Source organism: Flavobacterium sp. 83, from assembly GCF_000744835.1.
Taxonomy (GTDB): Bacteria; Bacteroidota; Bacteroidia; order Flavobacteriales; family Flavobacteriaceae; genus Flavobacterium.
The window spans coordinates 293,401-316,592 of sequence record NZ_JQMS01000001.1 but is presented as its reverse complement, the minus strand read 5'-3'; the positions used below and the strand labels follow the sequence as shown (position 1 = coordinate 316,592).

20 protein-coding genes are annotated in these 23,192 nt (G+C 33.7%); all 20 read left to right on the top strand.

All coding sequences use genetic code 11. The annotated features are described in order from the left end of the window. Positions 1-389 precede the first annotated feature (389 nt). The 20 genes from T410_RS01440 (at position 390) to rfbD (ending at position 23,080) form a co-directional block, all read left to right on the top strand. Positions 390-2,816, top strand: coding sequence for an SLBB domain-containing protein (locus T410_RS01440; RefSeq protein WP_035668027.1), 2,427 nt, complete (start codon positions 390-392; stop codon positions 2,814-2,816). Between the two features lie 408 nt (positions 2,817-3,224). Next, positions 3,225-4,283, top strand: coding sequence for a Wzz/FepE/Etk N-terminal domain-containing protein (locus T410_RS01435; RefSeq protein WP_035668024.1), 1,059 nt, complete (start codon positions 3,225-3,227; stop codon positions 4,281-4,283). Positions 4,284-4,307: 24 nt separating this feature from the next. Beyond that, the gene (locus T410_RS01430; RefSeq protein WP_035668021.1) at positions 4,308-5,348 is read left to right on the top strand and encodes a ferredoxin--NADP reductase; all 1,041 of its coding nucleotides are present in this window, start codon (positions 4,308-4,310) and stop codon (positions 5,346-5,348) included. A 10-nt stretch (positions 5,349-5,358) separates the two neighbouring features. Then, a complete protein-coding gene (gene rfbF / locus T410_RS01425; RefSeq protein ID WP_035668019.1) occupies positions 5,359-6,129 on the top strand; it encodes a glucose-1-phosphate cytidylyltransferase in 771 nt (256 codons plus the stop codon). A 1-nt stretch (position 6,130) separates the two neighbouring features. Beyond that, positions 6,131-7,210 carry a CDP-glucose 4,6-dehydratase gene (rfbG, locus tag T410_RS01420; protein WP_035668017.1) on the top strand — a complete coding sequence of 360 codons (1,080 nt, stop codon included), beginning with the start codon at positions 6,131-6,133 and terminating at the stop codon, positions 7,208-7,210. Beyond that, positions 7,203-8,114, top strand: coding sequence for an NAD(P)-dependent oxidoreductase (locus T410_RS01415; RefSeq protein ID WP_035668015.1), 912 nt, complete (start codon positions 7,203-7,205; stop codon positions 8,112-8,114). The genes rfbG and T410_RS01415 overlap by 8 nt, the downstream gene beginning before the upstream one ends. Before the next feature lie 7 nt (positions 8,115-8,121). Beyond that, positions 8,122-9,840, top strand: coding sequence for a thiamine pyrophosphate-binding protein (locus T410_RS01410; RefSeq protein WP_035668013.1), 1,719 nt, complete (start codon positions 8,122-8,124; stop codon positions 9,838-9,840). 26 nt (positions 9,841-9,866) lie between these two features. Then, positions 9,867-11,171 carry a lipopolysaccharide biosynthesis protein RfbH gene (gene rfbH, locus T410_RS01405; protein ID WP_035668011.1) on the top strand — a complete coding sequence of 435 codons (1,305 nt, stop codon included), beginning with the start codon at positions 9,867-9,869 and terminating at the stop codon, positions 11,169-11,171. A gap of 1 nt (position 11,172) precedes the next feature. Beyond that, the gene (locus T410_RS01400; RefSeq protein WP_051929328.1) at positions 11,173-12,540 is read left to right on the top strand and encodes a lipopolysaccharide biosynthesis protein; all 1,368 of its coding nucleotides are present in this window, start codon (positions 11,173-11,175) and stop codon (positions 12,538-12,540) included. Continuing rightward, positions 12,533-13,417, top strand: a complete 885-nt coding sequence (locus T410_RS01395; protein WP_152556920.1) for a glycosyltransferase family 2 protein — start codon at positions 12,533-12,535, stop codon at positions 13,415-13,417. Before T410_RS01400 ends, T410_RS01395 begins: the two co-directional genes overlap by 8 nt. Further along, positions 13,414-14,046, top strand: coding sequence for a DapH/DapD/GlmU-related protein (locus tag T410_RS01390; protein WP_051929327.1), 633 nt, complete (start codon positions 13,414-13,416; stop codon positions 14,044-14,046). The genes T410_RS01395 and T410_RS01390 overlap by 4 nt, the downstream gene beginning before the upstream one ends. Before the next feature lie 351 nt (positions 14,047-14,397). Then, positions 14,398-15,243 carry a hypothetical protein gene (locus T410_RS01385; protein ID WP_035668007.1) on the top strand — a complete coding sequence of 282 codons (846 nt, stop codon included), beginning with the start codon at positions 14,398-14,400 and terminating at the stop codon, positions 15,241-15,243. 28 nt (positions 15,244-15,271) lie between these two features. Beyond that, positions 15,272-16,195, top strand: coding sequence for a glycosyltransferase family 2 protein (locus T410_RS01380; RefSeq protein ID WP_035668005.1), 924 nt, complete (start codon positions 15,272-15,274; stop codon positions 16,193-16,195). Between the two features lie 132 nt (positions 16,196-16,327). Then, on the top strand, positions 16,328-17,497 hold the full coding sequence (locus T410_RS16390; protein ID WP_051929326.1) for a glycosyltransferase family 4 protein: 1,170 nt from the start codon (positions 16,328-16,330) through the stop codon (positions 17,495-17,497). Then, positions 17,498-18,685, top strand: a complete 1,188-nt coding sequence (locus tag T410_RS01370) for an EpsG family protein (protein ID WP_035668003.1) — start codon at positions 17,498-17,500, stop codon at positions 18,683-18,685. It abuts the gene before it with no gap. A 19-nt stretch (positions 18,686-18,704) separates the two neighbouring features. Continuing rightward, complete coding sequence (locus T410_RS01365) at positions 18,705-19,442, top strand: glycosyltransferase family 2 protein (RefSeq protein WP_035673924.1); 738 nt, start codon at positions 18,705-18,707, stop codon at positions 19,440-19,442. Between the two features lie 214 nt (positions 19,443-19,656). Continuing rightward, positions 19,657-20,760, top strand: coding sequence for a glycosyltransferase (locus T410_RS01360; RefSeq protein ID WP_051929325.1), 1,104 nt, complete (start codon positions 19,657-19,659; stop codon positions 20,758-20,760). A gap of 2 nt (positions 20,761-20,762) precedes the next feature. Further along, positions 20,763-21,662 (top strand): NAD-dependent epimerase/dehydratase family protein, encoded by a 900-nt coding sequence (locus tag T410_RS01355; RefSeq protein WP_035668002.1) that lies wholly within the window; start codon positions 20,763-20,765, stop codon positions 21,660-21,662. A gap of 10 nt (positions 21,663-21,672) precedes the next feature. After that, positions 21,673-22,224, top strand: a complete 552-nt coding sequence (rfbC, locus tag T410_RS01350; RefSeq protein ID WP_035668001.1) for a dTDP-4-dehydrorhamnose 3,5-epimerase — start codon at positions 21,673-21,675, stop codon at positions 22,222-22,224. 1 nt (position 22,225) lies between these two features. Next, a complete protein-coding gene (gene rfbD / locus T410_RS01345) occupies positions 22,226-23,080 on the top strand; it encodes a dTDP-4-dehydrorhamnose reductase (RefSeq protein ID WP_035667998.1) in 855 nt (284 codons plus the stop codon). Positions 23,081-23,192: the final 112 nt, after the last annotated feature.

Below are 23,192 nucleotides of genomic sequence, written 5' to 3'. Positions count from 1 at the left end.
AAAGTATTTGTTCTTTTTATTTTTTGTTTTCTATTTCCTACTCAAAATCATAGCTTATGCTGTATTTTTACTATAGCTTTGTAAAAAATAGTTAAGGAGAGTATGCTTACGATGTGGCTTGCTGAGGCGAAGCCATTTGTCGTTTTAAATAGTTGGATGAACAGTTTTTGTGAGTAATATTAAATAGTGTAAACTTTATCCATAATGTATTTATTCAATTGATTTTAATTATTCAAAATGTCAGTCCGAATATTTTTTCGTAAGATAGTTTGGTTCAAAAATTGATTAATACTTTTTTTTGAACTAATTTTCGGTTGTTAATCACTCAAATTGACGATGTATATCATTTAAATGGTATCATTTAATAAAAATATAAACTTAGATTCTATATGAAAAAAATAATTACAGTTATTGTATTGTTTGTTGCCCTTTTTCAAACTTCGACTCTTTTGGCTCAAGATTTACTTAAAAGCACGGACTTAAGTACGATTAAAGTAGACTATTTATCGGATGCAGATATTGCTAAAATAAAAACGCAATTGCAAACGAATAATGTCACTATAGAACAGGCAGAACCAATGGCTTTGGGTAAAGGAATGTCAGAGAGCGAATTTGCTAAGTTGAAATTGCGTTTAGAGGGGAATTCTAATTCTTCCAATCTTGATAAAAAAGAGGATCAAAAAGTTGAAATTGAAGCAAAAGAGCTCACCAGAAAACAAGAAAAAATTGTCAATACCAAAGTAAAAGATTCGGTTAATGTCTTGATTTTTGGTTCTGAATTGTTTGATAACCCAACATTGAACTTTGAGCCTAATTTAAAATTAGCTACGCCAGTGAATTATGTACTGGGACCAGGTGATGAATTGCAAATCAGTGTTTATGGTGTGCAGGAATTTAATGCGTCTGTGCCCGTTACCATGGAAGGGAAAGTTAATATTCAGTATGTAGGCCAGATTCCTGTTTCTGGAATGACCATCGAAGCTGCTACACAAAAAATAAAAGAAGCAATAGCAAGAGTTTACAGTACTGTTAGATCAGGTCAGTCTCAGGTAGGGATTAGTTTAAGTCGGATCAGAACGATTAGAGTGACATTAATAGGAAGTAGACAGCCGGGTAATTATTCCGTATCTTCTTTAGCAACCGTTTATAATGCGTTGTTTTTAGGCGGAGGTCCCGGAAAGAATGGGAGTTACAGAAATATTGAGTTGTTACGAGGTAATAAAGTATATCGAAATATTGATATTTATCATTTTTTGGTCAATGGAGATCAATCTGATAATGTGGGTTTAAAGGATAATGATGTGATTCGGATTCCTGCTTATACGCAGCGTGTAACTGTAGAAGGACAAGTAAAACGACCAGGGATATTTGAAATGAAAAAAGGAGAGACTTTTAATGATCTTTTATCTTTTGCTTCGGGATTTAATGAGTTTGCATATACGGCATCTGTTAGTGTGTTGCAAAAAACAAGTAAGGAGTTTAAAGTTAAAGATGTAAATGCTACTGAATTTAATACTTACAAGCCACTTTCGGGTGATGTATTTCGAGTTACAAAAATATTAAACCGATTTGAAAATCGTATCAAAATAGAAGGCGCAGTTTTTAGACCGGATACGTACTCATTTTATGAAGGCATGCGAATTTCAGATTTGATTACAAAAGCGGATGGTTTAAAAGAAGATGCTTATAGCAACAGAGCGAGAATAATTCGATTACAACAAGATTTGACTACGGAAATTGTCAACGTTAATTTAACAAAAGCAATGGCGGGTGATCTGGAAGCGGATGTTGTTTTGAAAAAAGAAGATGTTGTGACAGTTTATTCTATTTTAGATTTTGTTGAAGAATATAAAATAACAATAGATGGTGAAATAAAAAAACCGGGGACATATGATTATTATGAAAACCTGACTTTGAATGATTTATTGATTCAAGCCGGAGGATTAACTGGCTCAGCTTCGAAACGAGTTGAAGTAGCCAGAATGATTAAAGCAGAAAAAATAGATGATGCAAATCCTAGTAAAGTAGAATTATTTAATATTGAAATTACTGCTGATAGCAATGAACAATTAAAAAACTTTGCCTTACAACCGTTTGATGTAGTGAACATACGCAAAATGGCGATGTACGAAAAACCAGAAACGGTAACGATTAATGGAGCTGTAAATTATACCGGAAAATATGTTTTGGCAAATAAAAAAGACAGGGTTTATGATATTGTAAAACGCGCAGGTGGTCTTACTTCATTAGCGAATGTTGAAGGTGTTAAAATTAAAAGACCGATTCAAGCCAAACAAATTGAAGAGGTAGAAAGCGTCAATTTGAATTTGGGTAAAAAAGACAGTATTCAAAACAAATTGAAGAAAAAACTAAAAGAAGATTTAAAGTTTGCTACGATACCGGTAGATTGGAAGTCGATTGTTAAGGATCCTAAAAGCAATACCAATGTTATTCTGTTTCCTGGAGATGAAATTGAAGTGGCTGCCTTCAATGAAGGAGTAAAAGTTACCGGAAATGTATTGTTGACTTCTGAGATCCCTTATGAAAAGGGTAAAGGATTTGGATATTATATAAGTTCTGTTGGAGGTATCGATAATAAAGGTTGGAGAAAAAAAGCTTATATTATTTATCCTAATGGGAAAGCAGCTGTGGCACATTCATTCCTTTTTATTAGATCCTATCCTAAAGTAAAACCAGGTTCACAAATCATAGTACCAGAAAAGCCAGAAGTTAAAAAGATCAGTACGGGTGAATTTGTTAGTATAGCTGGTGTTTTGGCAAGTTTGGCAGGGGTAATTATTGCGATATTAAGGTAGTTCAATGTTAGATTACTGTCAATATACCGTCCCTAAAATGCTAATCCATTAATACGTTAGCATTGGGAGTCCTTGTTTACATATCGTTTACTGGTAACTAACAAAAATATTGAGGGAACTCGTTGGGTGCAAGTATTCAAAAACGTCAGTTCGAGTGTTTATAGTGGAGTAAAACGGAACAAAACTTCCCGATAGGCTACGCACTCGAAGTGACGTGTATAGAGAACCTTTTTTTATTACTAACTTTCTAGTTCTCGATATAATTTTCTGTCGAAAATCACACGAACTGACGAAAATTATATTAAAAATTAATAACTCCTAACGGGTTTGAGGGACTATAATTGTATGATTGTTTTTTATACAATATTCCAATAATAAATAAAATACAAGCTTAAAATCTTGAAAAAAATGAACGAACAAAACGACCAAATTACTTTAAAAGAATTAATAGAAAGAGGAAAAGAATGGTTTTTCTATCTGCTTTCACAATGGAAAATACTTTTCCTGATTGTATTTATTGGAAGTGCTCTGGGTTTGACTTATTCTTTTATTAAAAAGCCAATATATACAGCGACACTATCTTTTGCATTAGAAGATGAAAAATCGGGTGGCGGATTGGGTGGTGCTATAGGATTAGCCAGTTCTCTTGGATTAGACATCGGAGGAGGTGGCGGAGGAAGTGTTTTTACAGGAGCGAATTTAACGGAATTGTTCAAATCTCGCTCTATGGTGGAACAAACGTTATTGACCCCTGTTTTGGTAGGTTCTGAGACCATTTCTTTGGCAGAGATGTACATTAGAAATGAGAGATGGCGTGACAAATGGAATGACAAACCAAAATATAAAAACATACAATTTATACCTAATACCAACCGCAAGTATTTTACACGCGTGCATGACAGTATACTAGGTGTTGTTTACGATGATTTGTCCAAAAATGGCTTAATGGTTGCCCAAAAAGATAAAAAGGTATCAATTATAAGTATTGATGTAGTTTCTACCGATGAATTATTTGCCAAATATTTTTCAGAAGCACTGGCGAAAAAAGTATCCGATTTTTATGTTGACACCAAAAGTAAAAAGTCAAGAATGAATATGGCGATACTTCAAAGGCAAACGGATTCGATTCGTCGAGAACTAAACGGAGCGATTACTGGAGTTGCAGCAGCAAATGATAATACCTTTAATTTGAATCCGGCACTAAATGTGCGTCGAGCTCCTTCGGTTAGACGACAGGTCGATGTACAGGCAAATACTGCTATATTGACAGAGCTGGTGAAACAAACTGAATTAGCTAAAGTTACCTTGCGAAAAGAAACTCCTTTAATACAAGTTATTGACCGACCTATTTTACCTTTACCAAAAGAACGGTTTGGTAAAGCAAAAGGGATTGTTTTAGGGGGTATTTTAGCAGGAATGCTAGCGGTATTGATTTTGATTATCAGACGAATTTTGAAAGAAATATAAAAAATATTTTTTACTAAATAGGCAATGAAGAATTATACGTTAAAAGTTCAAGAGATTAGAAAAGAAACAGCAGATGCAATAACACTTTGTTTCAAGCAGCCAGGCTTGCGCAAAATTAAGTATCAGGCTGGGCAGTATCTCACATTGTCATTTCGAATTAACGGAAGAAAATATACTAGGCCTTATTCTTTTTCTTCGGCACCTTCAGTAGATTCTTTTTTGGAGACTACTATAAAGAGAATTCCGGATGGCATTTTTTCCAATCACATTCACAACACGATTGCGATAGGAGATATGGTTGAAGTGATGGAGCCTATGGGAGATTTTATTCCTGTTACTGATGAAATGATCAGTCAAATTTATTTCTGGGGCGTGGGAAGCGGTATAACACCATTGATTTCAATAATTAAGGAAGTTTTAATTTCAAATCCGAAGGTTATTGTTACGTTGGTTTATGGAAATAAAAATTTTGAATCTACCATATTTTTGGAAGCAATTAATCAATTGCTTCAACGGTATCCAATTAATTTTAAAGTATGGCATTTTCATACCCAGTATACTCATGATGAAAAACATCATTTTGTAAGAAGCGGCCGTATTAACAAAGATTTTATAATAGAGCTACTTACAGGCGCAGATGTTTCTAAAACGGCCCACTATATTTGTGGTCCTGTGGATCTAAAAAATACGATTAAAGATACTTTAGATCTTTTAAAATTCCCTACTACAACTATTTTTTCTGAGGATTTTGAATTGGTTAAAGATCCAAAAGAGTTTGAAGATATAGTGACACACAACGTTACAATTCATTTTCAAGGCAGTGATACTGTAGTTGAAGTCGAAAAAGGTAAAAGTGTTTTGGAAGCGGCTTTAGATGCGGGAATCGAATTGCCTTATTCTTGTCAGACGGGAAGTTGCAATACCTGTAAAGCAGAATTGAAAGTAGGTAAAATGCGAATGATAGGATTGTCAAAAGAAAGGACAGATTTAGAACAGCAAGATTATTTATTGTGTTGCAGTCATCCATTGACAGATAATGTATATTTAGAAATTGAACAATCATAAAAAGATAAAAATGAAGGTAGTTATATTAGCAGGTGGTTTAGGAACAAGACTTTCAGAAGAAACAGTTTTAAGACCAAAACCGATGGTTGAAATAGGTGGAATGCCAATCCTTTGGCATATTATGAAAATATATTCCTCTTATGGATATAATGATTTTGTTGTCTGTTTAGGATACAAAGGCTATGTAATTAAAGAATATTTTGCTAATTACTTTATGCACAAATCCGATGTAACTATCGATTTAAAAAATAATTCCATTAAAGTGCATGAATCGGAAGCCGAGCCCTGGACTATTACTTTGGTAGACACCGGAGTGAATTCAATGACAGGGGGACGTATCAAAAGGATTCAAAAACACATTGGTAATGAACCTTTTTTATTAACTTATGGAGATGGCGTTTCAAATGTAAATATTAGTGAGCTGGTGGCAACACATAAAAAAAACGGAAACCTTTGCACAGTAACTTCAGTTCAGCCTTCAGGCCGATTTGGTGCTTTGAATTTAGGAGTTGATAATCAAGTAGACTCTTTTCTAGAAAAACCCAAAGGTGATGGTGCCTGGATCAATGGAGGTTTTTTTGTTTGTCAACCTGAAGTTTTTGATTATATAGAAGGGGATAGTACCATTTTTGAAAAAGCACCCATGGAGCGTTTAGCAGCTGATGGTAAAATGGGAGCGTATTTGCATAATGGGTATTGGAAACCCATGGACACTCTTAGGGATAAGGTAGAGTTAGAAGAAAGTTGGGAGTCAAATACAGCGCCATGGAAAACTTGGTAATATGATAGAGAAACTACGGGAAATATATAAAGGGAAAAAGGTCTTTTTAACTGGTCATACTGGTTTTAAAGGCGCTTGGATGTTAAAGACTTTGTCCTTATTGGGTGCAGATGTTAAAGGATATGCTTTAGCACCGAAAACCAATGATGATTTGTTTTACTTGATTGATGGAGATGCAATTGCTACTTCAATTATTGCAGATTTAAGAGATAAAAAAAGGTTAGAGGACGAGATTGTTGCTTTTCAGCCTGATTTTGTTTTTCATTTAGCCGCTCAGCCTTTGGTGCGGTTGTCTTATGAAATACCTGCCGAAACTTTTGAAGTGAATGTAATTGGTACAGCTAATGTATTAGATGGGGTTCGTTTACTAGAAAAACCGTGCGCCGTGGTTTTGATTACTACAGATAAAGTCTACCATAATAACGAATGGATATATCCGTATAGAGAAAATGATAGATTAGGTGGATATGATCCATATAGCGCCAGTAAAGCTTGTGCCGAATTGGTGATTGATTCCTATAGGAATTCTTTTTTTAATGCAAAAATATACGATACACATCAAAAAGCGATAGCGGTTGCGAGAGCGGGGAACGTAATTGGTGGAGGTGACTGGTCAAAAGACCGTTTGATTCCGGACATTGCGAAAGCATTAGCTGCCGAAAATCCCGTGGTAATACGAAACCCAAATTCAGTTAGACCTTGGCAACATGTATTAGAGCCTGTTGTTGGGTATTTGCTTTTGGGTGCAAATTTAGCTGCTGAACCTGTTCAATATAGTCAAGCCTATAATTTTGGACCACATCTTTCTGATGCACTTTCTGTTGAGGAAATGCTGCAATTAGCGATTATGAGCTGGGGTAATGGGGAGTATAGAGTTGAAAAAGAAGAAAACCAACCGCATGAAGCAGGTTTATTAAAATTAGATATTAGCAAAGCGATTTCTGAATTGAAATGGCAACCAAAAATGAATGCTGAAAAAGCCGTAAGTATAACGATGGATTGGTACAGGGAATTCGCCAATAATAAAAATCAAATTAATCATTTTACGGAAACACAAATAAATACGTATCTAAATGCATAAAGTATTAATTACGGGCATAACAGGTTTTTTAGGATCGCATATAGCTGAAAATCTTATTGCTAATAATATCCAGGTAATTGGATTAAAACGTAAAGATTCAGATATTTGGAGATGTCAAGAATTTAAAGATAAAATTCATTGGGTAGATATAGATGACAAAGGATTGTTTAAAAATCAATTATTAGCATGTTCTTTTGATAGTATTATTCATGCCGCTTGGATTGGTGTTGAGTCTAATGAAAGAAATAATTGGATTGAACAAACTAAAAACATTCCGTTTTTAGTGACGCTCTTAGATATAGGAAAAGAGGTTGGTATTAGTAAATTTATCTTTTTAGGATCGCAGGCCGAATACGGTGAAATTAATGGGAAAGTTACCGAAAGTTATGCTGCGGAAGCTCTAAATGCTTATGCAAGTGTTAAGTTAGCTTGCCTGGAACTCGTAAAGAGCTATTGTGAAATAAATCAAATAGAGTGGATTTGGTTGCGACTATTCTCATTATTCGGGGAAAAAGAAAATGAGAACTGGCTTATTCCCTCTTTGATTCAATCGATGAAAATTGATGGACAAAAAGATTTTACTGCAGGGAATCAAAAATATGCCTATCTCTATGTTAAAGACTTTGCAATGATAATTTATAAAATAATTATGGCATCGGTTCAATCCGGCATTTATAATATTTCATCTAATGAAATTCGAACAATAAAGGCACTGATAGAAGATATAAAAAACTACATTAATCCAGATTATATTTTGAATTTTGGAGTATTGGAGTATCGTGCGAATCAATCCATGCATATAGAAGGAGACATAGCGAAGATAACTGCACAAATAGGTGAAATTGAATTTACAGATTATAGTATTGCTTTAAAGCAAACTTTAAACTACTATTTAAAAAAATAAAATTCCAATGAAAGTATCTGATTTTATAGCTGAATTTTTGAAAAAAAAGGGAATTCAAAGTGTTTTTGAGTTATCCGGAGGTATGATAACACACATACTCGATTCGTTGAATCAAAAGACAGATATTAATATTATTACGATGCATCATGAACAAGCAGCTGCTTTTGCTGCAGAAGGATATGCAAGAGTAACGGGTTTACCCGGAATAGCATTAGCCACATCCGGTCCGGGTGCCACTAATTTATTGACAGGTATTGGGAGTTGTTATTTTGATTCCACACCAGCAATTTTTATTACAGGACAAGTAAATAGACATGAGCTAAAAGGGGATCGAGGAATACGACAATTGGGATTTCAAGAAACTGATATTGTTTCCATGGCAATGCCAATAACCAAAGCTTGTTTCCATATTAGTGATCCTAATGAAATACCAGCCATTTTTGAAAAAGCTTTTGCAATTGCTTTAGAAGGAAGGCCTGGTCCGGTACTTATTGATATACCTATGGATGTTCAACGCATTCAAATAGAGCCTGAATTTTTTAAGTCTGAAATAATAGTTCATTCAGAAATTGATTCCATTGTTTTAGAAAAATTAATACAAGATATAAAACTAGCCAAAAGACCATTAGTCTTGGCTGGTCGAGGGATTAAAGCGGGGCAGTGTCAACAACAATTTGACCATTTTGTCGAGCAAACGCAAATACCTGTTATTACGACACTTCTGGGTTTGGATACGATTGCTTTTAATGATTCACAACGTGTTGGTTTTATTGGTAGTTATGGCAACAGATGGGCTAATATCGCTTTTGGAGAATGTGATTTATTGATTGTTTTAGGTAGTAGATTAGATATCAGACAAACAGGTGCGGATACTCAATTTATAGAAAACAGAAAAATTTATCATGTTGATTGTGAAAAAGCGGAAATTAACAACCGTGTAAAAGGATGTGAGGCAATAATAGCAGATTTAAATTCTTTTTTTATTGATTTTGAAAAAGCTACAGCAAAATTTTCTTTTGATTTTCCTGAAGTTTGGATGAATCACATTATTGATTTAAAACAAACTTGGCCCGATACAAAAGAGCTCACTCCGACAGGAATTAATCCAAATATTTTTATGCATTCCCTTTCCAGTCAATCATCAACTGCAAAAGCGTATTTGGCTGATGTGGGTAGTCATCAAATGTGGGCTGCCCAATCTTTAGAGTTGAATAAAAATCAACATTTTTTAACTTCAGGTGGGATGGGAGCCATGGGATTTTCTTTGCCAGCAGGGATTGGAGCTTGTATTGCATTAGATAAAGAACCAGTCGTGGTGATAATTGGGGATGGTTGCATGCAAATTAACATTCAGGAATTGCAAACAATAGTTCGCAATAAACTTCCTGTTAAGATTGTAGTTTTAAATAACAGAACCTTGGGAATGATAAGACAATTTCAAGATAGTTATTTTGAATCCCGTTACCAATCTACGTATTGGGGCTATGATGCACCCGATTTTGCTAAAGTTGCCATTGCATATGGAATTGATGCGAAAACTATTGAAAATCCTGATGAAATTACAAATGCAGTGGAGTGGTTGTGGAACGATGAAAATACAAAAAAACCTCAGTTATTGCAGGTGATGATAGACCCGCATACAAATACCTATCCCAAAATAGCTTTTGGCCGACCCATTACTGAAATGGAACCTTTTGCAAAGCCAATAGCAATGGAAGCAACTTAAAAATTAATTCAATTAATAAAAAATATATGTTACAAAATTTAACAGACACTGCTCTACTAAATAGTTTGAGAGAAATTGCAAAAAAGAAATCAACGCAAGTTATCATTCCTGGAGAAAACTACATACCAGTAACGGGTAAAGTACTAGACGAAGAAGATATATTAATGGGTGTTGATGCTGCCTTAGATGGTTGGTTAACAGCGGGACGTTTTGCTAATAAATTTGAAGAAGATTTTGCTCAATATTTTGGTGCTCATAGAGCCTTATTGGTTAATTCGGGATCTTCTGCCAATTTAGTGGCATTTTATGCTTTGACTTCTCCAAAATTAGGAGAGCGTGCTATCAAGCCGGGTGATGAAGTGATAACTGTTGCGGCAGGTTTTCCTACCACAATAAATCCGATTATTCAATTTGGAGCTATTCCTGTTTTTATCGATGTTGATATTGCAACTCACAATGTTAAGGCAGATATGTTGGAAGCAGCTGTGACTACTAAAACAAAAGCAATAATGATTGCCCATTCATTGGGGAATCCTTTTGATTTAGAGGAAGTAATGCGTGTAGCAAAAAAATACAATCTTTGGGTAGTAGAGGATGATTGTGATTCTCTTGGTGCTACTTACAAAGGGCAAAAAACAGGAACTTTTGGAGATATATCCACTTTTTCTTTTTATCCGGCACACCATATTACTATGGGTGAGGGTGGAGCAGTACTAATAAACAATCCTATATTATCAAAGTTAGCAGAAAGTTTTAGAGATTGGGGAAGAGACTGCTATTGTGAACCTGGAAAAGACAATACTTGTGGCTGTCGTTTTGGACAACAATTAGGAACATTACCTTATGGGTACGATCATAAATATACGTATTCTCATATTGGATTCAATCTTAAAGTAACCGATATGCAGGCAGCTTTTGGGGTTTCTCAAATTAAAAAAATAGATGGGTTTGTACAAAGACGTAGAGAAAATTATGCCGCTTTATACAAACGCATGAAGGAGTTTGAAGAGGTATTTATACTTCCAGAACCTACTCCTAATTCAGATCCTTCTTGGTTTGGTTTTTTGCTTACCTTACGTGAAGGAGACGCGGCTGACCGTCATATGTTGGTACAACATCTAGAAGAGAAAAAAATTGGTACCCGTTTATTGTTTGGTGGTAACTTGTTACGTCAACCAGCTTATGCAAATATAGAACACAGAGTAGTTGGAGATTTGACCAATACAGATATTATTATGAACCAGTCTTTTTGGTTGGGTGTATGGCCTGGATTGAATGAGTCACATTACGATTATATTGCGGATGTGATTAGAGAATATCTAAATTCATAATGTGATAGATTTAATAAAAAGTATTTCAAATAAAATAGGGATCGATGGAGCAATAGCCTATACCGTAATAGCAAGAGTTATTCAAGCAGGTGGTGGGATTGTAACTTTGTTATTTGTTGCTCAATGTTTAACTAAAGTAGAACAAGGGTATTATTATACTTTTGGAAGTATATTGGCAATACAGGTTTTTTTCGAATTAGGGTTGTCTAATATTATTACGCAATTTGTGGCTCATGAAACAGCGAGCTTAGTTTGGAATGATAAAAGTAGTTTTACAGGACCTATTGAATCAAGTTCAAGATTAGCTTCCTTATTGCGTTTCAGTATTAAATGGTTTTGTTTTATTGGAGTGTTATTAGTTTTTGGGCTATTAATCGCAGGGTATTTATTTTTTAATAAGTATGGAACAAACGATGATTTGGTAGATTGGCAAATACCATGGGTTATTTTGTCTATCACCACTTCTTTATCCTTAATGGTATCACCAATATTAGCCTTTTTAGAGGGTTTAGGCAGAGTTAAAGAAGTCGCAAAAATCAGAATGACACAGCAAATGGCACAGCTTACTTTTGTGCTGATTTTCTTTTCTTTAGGTTTGAAATTATTTTCAAGCCCTTTGGCAGCAACACTTTCCTTTTCCATTATTCCTTTATGGATTTTAATTAGTGAAAAAAGAAAATTACTGATTTTTATATGGAACAAATTAGATAAGTGGCATGTTAATTATAGAATAGAAATTTTTCCCTTCCAATGGAAAATAGCTTTAAGCTGGATTAGTGGCTATTTTATTTTTCAGTTATTTAATCCCGTCCTTTTTGCAACAGAAGGCCCGGTTGTAGCAGGACAAATGGGAATGACTTTGGCGATCTTGAACGCAATCTTAATGTTCACATTGAGCTGGGTTAGTACTAAAGTTCCTGTATTTTCAGGATTTATTGCCAAAAAAGAGTACACTCAGTTAGATAGCCTCTTTAATAGAACTTTAGTGCAATCAACTGCATTAAATGTTTTGGCACTTGCGGTTTTTTTTATATTGATTTTCATTTTGCGGTATTTTGAAATAAAAATTGGAGGTAAAAAATTCGGTGATCGATTTTTACCTTATTTACCAATGTTATTTATGATGATTCCTATACTGTTAAACCATGTTATTGCAGCTTGGGCTACCTATCTTCGTTGTCACAAAAAAGAGCCTATGCTCGTGCAAAGTTTGGTTATTGGAATACTATGTACCTTTTCTACAATCTTTTTGGGAAAACATTTTGGAGTGATAGGTATGACATCCGGCTATATGATGCTGACTTTTATAGGATTTGTTTGGACCTATTTTATATTTAAAAACAAAAAAAGACAGTGGCATAATGAGTAAAATACTTTTATCGATTTGTATTCCAACCTATAATCGCTGTACTGTTTTAGATGATACTTTAAAAACGCTTTTTTCTAATCCAGAGTTTGATTCCAACCGAATAGAGGTTATTGTATCAGACAATAGTTCCACAGACCATACTCAGGAAATTGTGGCCAAATATCCTTTAGTACGCTACTATTGCAATGCAGAGAATGTTAAAGATCGTAATTTTGCTCTGGTGTTGGGCTATGCAACTGGCCGCTATATTAAGTTGTTTAATGACACTCTTTCTTTTAAGCCAAACGCATTAGGGAAGCTGCTTGATAGAATCGAAAAACAAATGGATAGCAATGTAAATCTATTTTTTTATAGCAATATGTTTCTCAATTGCGACTGCCAAAAAACATTTGACAGTGTCGAATCTTATTTTAAGGAAGTAAGTTATTACAGTACCGCAATTGCAAATTTTGGGGTTTGGCGAGATGATTTCTTAAAAATAAAGGATAAAGAACGTTATGCAGTCTTGCAATTTACGCAAGTGGACTGGAGTTATAAAATTGTAAAAAACGGCAAAAAATCCGTTATCTATTTTGATGATTTATTTGAAGTTGTTACTCCAAATAAAAAAGGAGGGTATAATATATTCGATACTTTTATTAATAACTATTTATTTATAGTCAAGCAGGAAAAATTAGCGATGTTTAACTATGAATTAGAAAAATTTCGTTTGTTATGGCATTTTGTTTATCCGTGGCTTATTACTCTAACAGTAGCCAATAAATCAAATTATAGCTTCGATACAAAAGGAGTTTTCAATATAATTTTAAAAAAGTATTGGTATGAGCCCTATTTTTATGTGATGCTAATATTGTGGTTTAAAAAATCAGTAAAATGAAACAATCCATAAAAAAAATAATAGCACGAATGCTATATTTTTTCTCTTATATTTTTTCTCGGAAATTATCTGTAAAGTTGTCCTCACTATATAATCAGTTATATTCAATGTGGTTTTTACGGGAATTTAAGGCAGTGGGAGAAGGTTTTTTAATTTCGTATCCTCTTTATTTACACGGTGGTAAGCATATTGCGATAGGCGATGGGTTTTCTTGTCAAAATCGATTGCATATACATGCTTTTGAGGAGGTTTTAGGAGATAAATTCACTCCTGAAATCACAATAGGAAATAACGTCTCTATACAGCATGATTGCCATATAGGAGCAATAAACAAGATTACCATTGGTAATAATGTATTGATGGCAAGTAAAGTTTATATAAGTGATCACTTTCACGGTGAAATAACAAAAGATGCTTTGTTTTTGCCGCCAGCGATGAGAAAATTGTTTAGTAAAGGACCGGTTATTATTGAAGACAATGTTTGGTTAGGGGAAGGAGTAGTAGTCCTACCGGGTGTCACTATTGGAGAAAATTCTATAATTGGTGCAAATGCTGTAGTAACAAAATCGATTCCGCGAAATAGCGTAGCTGCAGGGAATCCTGCTCGAATTGTAAGGGAAATTGAATAATTAAAAAAGCCAATTCTATTTAAAATCATAAAATAGTTTGCAAAATAATCAATCAAATTAGTTCTAAAAAAATAGTATTTAAACCCGTTGGGTGCAATTATTAAAAACGTCAATTCGAGTGTTTTTTGTATAGTAAAACGGAACAAAAAATGTATCGAGAATCGTTTTTAATGAGATTTTGCTTGTTCTCGATACGATTTTCTATCGAAAATCACTCGAACTGAGGAAAAATTATCATCAAAACCTAATTACACCCAACGGGTTATTTAAGAAATCGATTATTTTTTTATTGTAATTCATTTACTTCATTTTATCCTGAGTTTTTTAATATAAAAAAGAATACCCGCCGTCATGAAATTAGCAGCAATAGTAGTTGTTTATTACCCCGATTTAAGTGATTTAAAAAAAAATATCCTCCGATATATTACAGAAGTGGATGCATTGATTCTTTGGGACAATACCCCAAATAGTGATGGCGCTCCATTGCTTATCGATTTGCCAGGATATGAAGAGAAGATACAACAGCTTTCTACAGGAAAAAATGAATGTATTGCTTATCCGTTGAATCAGGCCATTGCTTGGTGTATTGCCAATCAATATACTCATTTGCTTACCATGGATCAGGACAGTCTATTTGAAGTTGGTGGTTTTAAATTATATAAAAACAGGATTCAATTAAATTTAGGAAATAGCAATGCCATTTACGGTGTGAATCCAAATAGTAAATTTGTTCGTCAAGATGATTTTTTGCACACCAGTTGGTGTATTACCTCAGGTTCTGTATACGATGTTACGATAGTAAAAGAAATAGGCGGTTTTAGAGAAGATTATAAAATAGACTGTGTAGATAATGAAATTTGTTTTAGAGCCAATACAAAGGGATATAAAACCGTAGTGGACACCCAATGTGTTTTGCATCAGATCTATGGCAATCATCAAAAATCAATTTTTGGTTTTACAACTTTAGGCTATTCCGCTTTTAGAACCTATTCTATTTTGTGTAATCATATCTTGTTGTGGAAAGAGTATCCCCAACAAATAGGAAAAGACCTGAAGAAAGAAATTGTTAAAGAGTATTTTATTTTCAGATTTGTAAAAGTACTCTTGTCTGAAAATAACAAAATGGCTAAAACAATGGCTTTGTTTTATGGTTTTATCGATGGTATGAGTGGTAAAAGGAAAGATAGATTTTGTTAAATCATACTTTCAAATTAAACAGTATTAAATGAAAATTACCGTTTCTATAATAATAGTAAATTACAATACAAAAGATTTACTGGTCGATTGCATTCATTCCATTTATGAAAAAACGGCTGATATCGTTTTTGAAATACTCGTCGTGGATAATGATTCCCATGATGGTTCAGAAACACTGATCAGAAATACATTCCCAGAAATCAGTTTTATTCAAAGTGGTGCGAATATAGGATTCGGACGTGCCAATAATTTAGGAATACAAAAAGCAAAAGGGGATTACATTTTTCTTTTGAATTCAGATACTATTTTACTAAATAATGCTATTGCGATTTTGTGTGATTATTTGGATAAAAACACTGCTGTAGGGGTTTGTGGAGCTAATTTATATGATGCGAATCAGCAACCTACCGACTCGTTTTGTCAGTTAATGCCAGGGCTTTCCACAGATGCAGATGTTCTTTTGGGTGGTGCTATTTCAAAGATTCGCTATGGCAAAAATAGCATTTTCAACCATTCTGATCAAAATTTGATTTTAAATGGATATATAACGGGTGCTGATATGATGATTCGAAAAAAAGTTCTGGATGAAGTTGGTTTATTTGATCCGGATTTTTTTATGTATTTTGAGGAAACCGAGTTAACACTTAGAATTAAAAAACAAGGATATGCTGTAGCATCCGTTCCAGAGGCCAAAATTATACATCTCGAAGGTGCTTCGGAAACGATTAAAGAAAATACAATGCGCCGTATTATAAAAAGTAAATACATCTACTTTGAGAAGACCGGTAAAAAAAAATGGATACCCGTTTCTTTTTTTCTGTTTCTTTTAACGGCATGGACAAGAATTGTTCTTTTTAAGGTCAGAAGCAATCACGAGCGGGTTTCTTACTGGCTATCTTGTCTGAAATTAAACCAATATGAGTACCATCTCTACCAGGAATCTAATAAATAAGTAGTGCTTGCTGGAGAAGGGTCCAGCTCAAATTTAGATTTGACTGTTCTAAAATGTACTGTTTGAAAGTTTTTATTTGAGGCTCTGCTAAAAACAGCCCGAAAATAGTTTTTAAGTTTAATATCAACCTTTATGAATATCTTATATTGCTGTTCGCCTCCTTTACTGGATTATTCCGCTGAACAAATAAATGATTTAAAACAGCATGTCAATTTACATGTAATGGTTTGTGTTAGCTTGCATGCACCCAATCATACCATTTTTAAATTAAAAGAAGGTTTTGCTCTCGAGGGAATTTATTCATTTGATGCGATAAAAGACAAAATTGAAAATGTAAAATTGTTTGAACATTATTTTGAAGGATGTCAATCGGTTCATTTTGTGTTTTTTCCTCCAAAAATTGGAATGAATATCATACGGATTACTTTTGCACTTCTCAAGCTCCAAAAGCGTCTAAAACCACAGATTGTTCATTTTGACGATATATCTGGGAGAATGTTAGCTTTTGCATTACTATTAAAAAACAGAAAGATTGTTTTGAACGTTCATGATCCGGTTGCGCATTCAGGGGAACAAAATTCGGGCTATGTGATTATGCGCAAAATTCTTTTTAGTAAGATTGCTGCTTTCGCTACTTTTTCGGATTATAGCAAATTGCTTTTTGAAAAAGTATTTCATCCTGAGGTACCCGTTGCCGATTTAAGACTGGTTCCGTACCATTCGTATGCAGCACTAGGAACAAAAAAGATACCTGAGATCAATAAGTTGCCAAATGAAAAAGTGCTTTTGTTTTTTGGTAGACTATCGCCTTACAAAGGGATTGATGAGTTGCTGAGTGCTTTTGGCAAAGTGGTTCAAAACTTCCCAGATATAAAGCTGGTCATAGCTGGTAAAGGCAATTATTCCTATCAGTTGCCAGAACAATTAATAGGTTCGCCTTCGCTGATTACCATCAATAGATTTATTGAAGAAAGTGAAATTAAATCTTTATTTGAGCAAGCCGATGTATTAATTTGTCCCTATAGAGATGCGACCCAAAGCGGTGTGTTAATGACTGCCGCAGCTTTTAAAACTCCTGTAATTGTGTCTAATGTTGGAGCACTTTCTGAATATATTAAAGATGGAGGCGAGGGGTATGTTTATGATTTGAATGATGAAACAGGATTGGAAAATTGCCTGCTGCAATTTCTTACGAACCCTAAACCAATCGATACACCTACTTTAAATAATGATAATTTAGCCGTTTCCAGAAACAGCAAATTACTTGTAAATCTATATGCTCAACTTTTAGCAAGCCATTAAATGATTCCATATATTTTATTTTTCAGCTTCCTTTTTATTATTTCATTATTCAATCTAATTAAGATTGAGTCTTTTGAAAAAATTGAAAAATTGCTTTTTTTTATCTTTTGGTTCGTACTGGTTTTTTTTATCGGTTTTCGGTATAAAATGGCTAATGATTGGTATAATTACAACAATATAATCAGAGGTATTGAACCATTTTGGGATGTTATGGCAGGAAATGCCGCTAATTTTCAAGCTGAAAAAGGGATTGAATATGGTTTTAAGATTTTAATTTCTCTGATCAATATGGTTTTTGACCCAGAGACCAGCAGTAGTTTGCAAGCTCTAACCGTATTAGTTTCTGTATTTTGTTATACTGTATTGTTTTACGTTACCTGGAAAGAAGAAACGATAACGTATAAATTTTTATTTTTAGCGACATTCATTTCTTTTACAATGTTTCGGGAATTTGATATTTTAAGGCAATCCATCGCCTTTTACATTTTTCTGTTGAGCATTAAATATATTAACAACAGTTTTTTAAAATTCTTTCTTTTAAATGTTTTGGGGTCTTTGTTTCATGTTAGTGCATTGATTTTTATCCCCTTGTATTTCGTTTTTAAAATAAAATTTAGCCGACTGTTTATATTGGGACTTTTGTTGTTGCATTTGATCACAATGATTACTCATTTTTCATTTGTCACGACCATATTGGAAAGGTTGAGTAACTATTTTCCCGAATTGATCTTTGCACAAAAATTGTATTTAAATTCAACAACTGTAGAAGCGCAAAGTTCTATTAGTATAGTAGGGATACTGTATGCAATTTACCTTTTATTACTATTTGTTAATTATGAGAAGATTGATTTTACTAATTATAAAATGAGGTTATTTATCAACTCGTTTTTTATTTTCATAATAATCAATATTTTTTTCTCAGACTCCAAGGATATTGCGGATCGGTTTTCGTACTATTTTTATTTTGGAGTTGCTTTTGTTTTTATTTATTTAATTAAATTTATACCAAAGGCGCTCTATTTTCCCTATGTCTTATTAATATTAATTTTTCCAACCATTCGTTTTTCAAGAGTTATTTCCAACCCAATGACTAAAAGTGTTCTGGTGCCGTATCGCAATTACTTTTTTGTAACACCCAGTGATGAAGATAATCTTTTGATAAAATGGAAAGAAAAAAATGAAGAATAATAGTATAAAAACGAAAACCATGAAAATTTCAGTTTGTATGGCTACCTTTAATGGAGAAAAATTCATTAAAGAACAATTGCAAAGTATACTAAAACAGTTGTCTGATACTGATGAAATAATCATTTCTGATGACGGATCTTCTGATGATACCATCAATATTATTTCGTCTTTTTCAGATCCAAGAATCAAACTGATTCCAACTGATTCCAGTAAATTAAAACATTCTAAACAAAGCAAATCGTACCAAGTAACCCAAAATTTCGAGAATGCTCTGTCTTATGCCACAGGAGATTATATTTTTTTATCTGATCAAGATGATGTTTGGGAAGATGATAAAGTAGCGGGTTGTGTTTTACTATTAAAAGAGGAACAGCTTAATCTTATTATTCACGATGCCACTGTTGTGGATGAAGTCGATACGGTTATAGCCGTGTCCTATTTTGAAAAAGTAAAATCACAAAAGGGTTTTTTTAGGAATATAATCAAAAATTCGTATTTGGGTTGTTGTATGGTTTTTGATCGGAGTGTGTTGTTGAAGGCGTTACCATTTCCAAAAGACCTTATTGCGCATGATATGTGGATTGGCCTTATTGCTGAAAAAAATGGGAAAGTGGCTTTTATTGAAAAAAAATACATTCGATATAAACGACATAGCGGAGCAGTAACAGCTTCGGCGGCGAAAAGTAAGAACAGTTTGAATTTTAAAATAAGATATAGAATGCAGTTTATCCTTCAATACCTTAAAAGGGTAGCTTAAAATAAAAATAAAGAGCGGATAATAGCCAATGTAATAAGTCTTGATTATAGTTGACAGTTTGATTATATAGAGTAACAGTAGTTTTAATAGTTCCTGTTACACATTATAAATTGATGAGTGTTAGAAAGAAGAGCATAGGAAAAGGGAGGTTTGGAGAATTGAATCCAGATTAACCGAATGTGGATATATTAATGAAAAATAGTTAGCATACGTCATGAAAATATTGAACATTGTAAAATATTATGATCCCTGTCAGGGTGGAATGGAATCTGTTGTAAAAAATATAGTTGAAGGGATTGTTGCCATTTCAAATGAAGCTGATTTCACTGTATATTCCAATAATCATTTAAGAAACTTCAGTAAAGAAACTAAGCAGTTTAACAGGATTACCGTCGTCAAAGAAGCGACGCCTTTTTACCTAAAAAGCCAACCTCTAAATTTAAGATATCCGTCATTAAAGAAATTAATAAAGGACCATGATGTGATACACCATCATTATCCTTTTCCAACGATGGAGTTGACTTTACTGCGGTATTTGAAAAAAATGGGTGATAAAAAATTTATAATTACTTGGCACGCCAATATTAAAAATTCAAGATGGAGCTGGATCGGAAATGTATATAATCCAATGATTGAAAAATTATTGGAAAGAGCGGATGCAATAGTTGTAACATCTCCACAACTTTTTGAAGCGTCCGATATATTGAGAAAATACAAACATAAAGTTACCGTTATTCCACTGAGTTTTGATCCCAAATATTCCCTGGCAGAAAGTAAAAAATATCCAGAGAATCGAGTTTTCAAATTGCTTTTTGTGGGTAAATTAAGGAAATATAAGGGTGTTGAATATTTACTAAAAGCAATTGAGACTTTAAAAGTAAATTTAACTGTTGTTGGTAATGGCGAAGAGCATTCTAATTTAGAAGAATTAGTAAACGGATTAAATATCAAGGATAAAGTTTGTTTTATTGACAATGCAAGTGACGAAAAATTAGCTGAAGTCTATAGATCTTCTGATTTGTTTATTTTGCCATCCATTAATGAAGCGGAAGCGTTTGGCGTAGTGCAATTAGAAGCAATGGCAAATGGTTTGCCTGTGATTAATACCAGTTTAGATTCAGGAGTTCCTTTTGTTTCTTTACATAATTATTCCGGAATTACAGTGGAACCCAAAAATGCGGAAGCTTTACAATTGGCAATAGAAAAAATAATTACTGATAAACCGTTGTATGAACTTTTTTCTTCAAATGCTTTAGAACGGGTGAAATTATTTTCCAGAGAGAAAATGTCAGAAGCTTATTTAAGTTTATATAAATAGTAATGCGAAATAAAATCACTATCACAGGCGCATCAGGATTTGTGGGGACTAATCTTCGAGCCTATTTGAAAGACTCACATGATTTAAAGTCTATGAGTGTCCGTTATATTCCCAATCAACAGTTTGATTTGAAGACGGATGCTGTCATTCATTTGGCAGGCAAAGCGCATGATTTGAAAAAAGTATCCAATCCTGCCGATTATTATGAAGCTAATTTTGAGTTGACCAAACAATTGTTTGATGCTTTCTTGATATCCAATGCTACCGTTTTTATTTTTATGAGTACCGTAAAAGCGGCAGCTGATGAAGTAAAAGAAATATTGACCGAAGACGAAATACCCAATCCCAAAACCCATTATGGCATAGCAAAACAATTGGCAGAAAACTATATACTATCCCAAGAATTACCCATAGGAAAAAGAGTTTATATCTTAAGGCCTTGTATGATTCATGGTCCTGGAAATAAAGGCAATTTGAATTTATTGTATCAGTTGGTTTCCAAAGGATTGCCATGGCCATTGGGAGATTTCCAAAATGAACGTTCTTTTTTAAGTATTGAAAACCTTTGTTTTGTTATCCAAGAGTTATTAGGAAATCCAGCAATCCCTTCGGGCATTTATCAAATTGCTGATACTGAACCATTATCAACAAATGAACTAATTCGGCTGTTGGGGACAAGCTTAGAGAAAAAAAGTGTTATTTGGTCTATCCCGGCTTCTTTGATAAAAGGGATAGCACAACTTGGAGATTATGTATATTTGCCTTTAAATTCCGAGCGTTTGCAAAAATTAACGGAGAATTATGTAGTCAGTAATGAAAAAATTGTTGCCGCTATCGGTAAACCTTTACCGATACAATCAAAAGAAGGTTTGTTAAAAACTTTCCAATCATTTAAAAAATAATAATTACAATATGAACGTTGAAAAAACATTTATACAGGATTTAGTAATCATTACTCCTAGAGTTTTTGAAGACTCAAGAGGGTATTTTTTCGAAGCCTACAACCAAGCTCAATTTCATGAAAAGGGAATTGAATATCAGTTTGTACAAGACAATCAGTCTTTTTCTAAACGCGGGGTGATTCGCGGATTGCACTTGCAGATTAACCCTTTTGCACAAGCTAAATTAGTACGTGTATTGGAAGGTGAAATTCTTGATGTTGCGGTAGATTTGCGTAAAAACTCACCTACTTACGGTCAGCATTTCAGTGTTGTTTTAAGCGCTGAAAATAAAAAACAATTAATGGTGCCTCATGGCTTTGCTCATGGGTTTTCGGTTTTGAGTGAAACAGCTTCCGTACTTTATAAAGTAGATCAATTGTATCATAAAGAGAGTGAAAGAGGGATTCGTTATGATGATCCAACTTTAGCAATTGATTGGCAAGTGAATCCTGATGAAGTAATTGTTTCGGAAAAAGATTTGATATTGCCTGGTTTTGACCAAATCGATTGGACTTTTGAATAATATGCAAAAAATTTTAGTAACCGGAGCGACCGGACAATTAGGTTCGGAATTGAAAGTGTTGTCTGAAAACTATTCTCAATTTGAATGGATTTTTGCCGATAGAACACAAGTTTCACTGGATGAATTAGCAGTATTACAAAACCAGTTGGACGCCATTTCTCCAAATGTAATTTTGAATTGTGGTGCTTATACTGCCGTTGATAAAGCAGAAACCGAACAAGAATTAGCCGATGTTGTGAATCATTTGGCTGTTGGTATTATTGCCCAATATGCTAAAGATAATTCCGTAAAACTAATTCATGTTTCGACTGATTATGTTTTTGACGGTACATCATCCGTTGCATTGACAGAGGAAGCTGTTACGGAACCTGTTAATGTGTACGGTGCCAGTAAAAGGGCAGGTGAATTAGCTTGTTTAAAAGTAAATTCAGATGCTATTATCATGAGAACCTCATGGGTTTATAGTAGATTTGGAAATAATTTTGTAAAAACAATGCAACGATTGTTGCAGGAACGCGAGAGTATTGGAGTGGTAAATGACCAAATTGGTTCGCCAACTTATGCTGCCGATTTAGCTCAGGCTATGATGGACATCGTAACAGCCCAAGAGTGGATTCCAGGAATCTATAATTATTCTAATGAAGGTGAAATCAGCTGGTATGAGTTTGTTTTGGCTATCCAAGAAATTAGTGGATACAGTTGCGAAGTAAGTGGTATTCCGTCAACGGCTTATCCTACACCTGCAAAGCGTCCTGCTTATTCTTTATTGGATAAAAGTAAAATTAAAAAAGTCTATGGGGTTAATGTTCCTCATTATAAGGAAAGTTTGAAAAAATGTTTAAAGTTTAAAGTTTAAACAAAGGTTCTCAATACAATTTTTAAAGTAGAACATTTATTAAAAAAGCGAGTGATTTTATTGCTTTAAAATCACTCGAACTGACAAAATAAATTAAAAATAAAATCTAAAA

Coding starts and splice junctions, on each gene's coding strand:
- rfbG (WP_035668017.1), top strand. CDS start 6,131: ATGATAGAGAAACTACGGGAAATATATAAAGGGAAAAAGGTCTTTTTA.
- T410_RS01395 (WP_152556920.1), top strand. CDS start 12,533: ATGAGTAAAATACTTTTATCGATTTGTATTCCAACCTATAATCGCTGT.
- T410_RS01365 (WP_035673924.1), top strand. CDS start 18,705: ATGAAAATTTCAGTTTGTATGGCTACCTTTAATGGAGAAAAATTCATT.
- T410_RS01410 (WP_035668013.1), top strand. CDS start 8,122: ATGAAAGTATCTGATTTTATAGCTGAATTTTTGAAAAAAAAGGGAATT.
- T410_RS01385 (WP_035668007.1), top strand. CDS start 14,398: ATGAAATTAGCAGCAATAGTAGTTGTTTATTACCCCGATTTAAGTGAT.
- T410_RS01370 (WP_035668003.1), top strand. CDS start 17,498: ATGATTCCATATATTTTATTTTTCAGCTTCCTTTTTATTATTTCATTA.
- T410_RS01430 (WP_035668021.1), top strand. CDS start 4,308: ATGAAGAATTATACGTTAAAAGTTCAAGAGATTAGAAAAGAAACAGCA.
- rfbD (WP_035667998.1), top strand. CDS start 22,226: ATGCAAAAAATTTTAGTAACCGGAGCGACCGGACAATTAGGTTCGGAA.
- rfbC (WP_035668001.1), top strand. CDS start 21,673: ATGAACGTTGAAAAAACATTTATACAGGATTTAGTAATCATTACTCCT.
- T410_RS01390 (WP_051929327.1), top strand. CDS start 13,414: ATGAAACAATCCATAAAAAAAATAATAGCACGAATGCTATATTTTTTC.
- T410_RS16390 (WP_051929326.1), top strand. CDS start 16,328: ATGAATATCTTATATTGCTGTTCGCCTCCTTTACTGGATTATTCCGCT.
- T410_RS01380 (WP_035668005.1), top strand. CDS start 15,272: ATGAAAATTACCGTTTCTATAATAATAGTAAATTACAATACAAAAGAT.
- T410_RS01355 (WP_035668002.1), top strand. CDS start 20,763: ATGCGAAATAAAATCACTATCACAGGCGCATCAGGATTTGTGGGGACT.
- T410_RS01415 (WP_035668015.1), top strand. CDS start 7,203: ATGCATAAAGTATTAATTACGGGCATAACAGGTTTTTTAGGATCGCAT.
- T410_RS01360 (WP_051929325.1), top strand. CDS start 19,657: ATGAAAATATTGAACATTGTAAAATATTATGATCCCTGTCAGGGTGGA.
- rfbF (WP_035668019.1), top strand. CDS start 5,359: ATGAAGGTAGTTATATTAGCAGGTGGTTTAGGAACAAGACTTTCAGAA.
- rfbH (WP_035668011.1), top strand. CDS start 9,867: ATGTTACAAAATTTAACAGACACTGCTCTACTAAATAGTTTGAGAGAA.
- T410_RS01440 (WP_035668027.1), top strand. CDS start 390: ATGAAAAAAATAATTACAGTTATTGTATTGTTTGTTGCCCTTTTTCAA.
- T410_RS01435 (WP_035668024.1), top strand. CDS start 3,225: ATGAACGAACAAAACGACCAAATTACTTTAAAAGAATTAATAGAAAGA.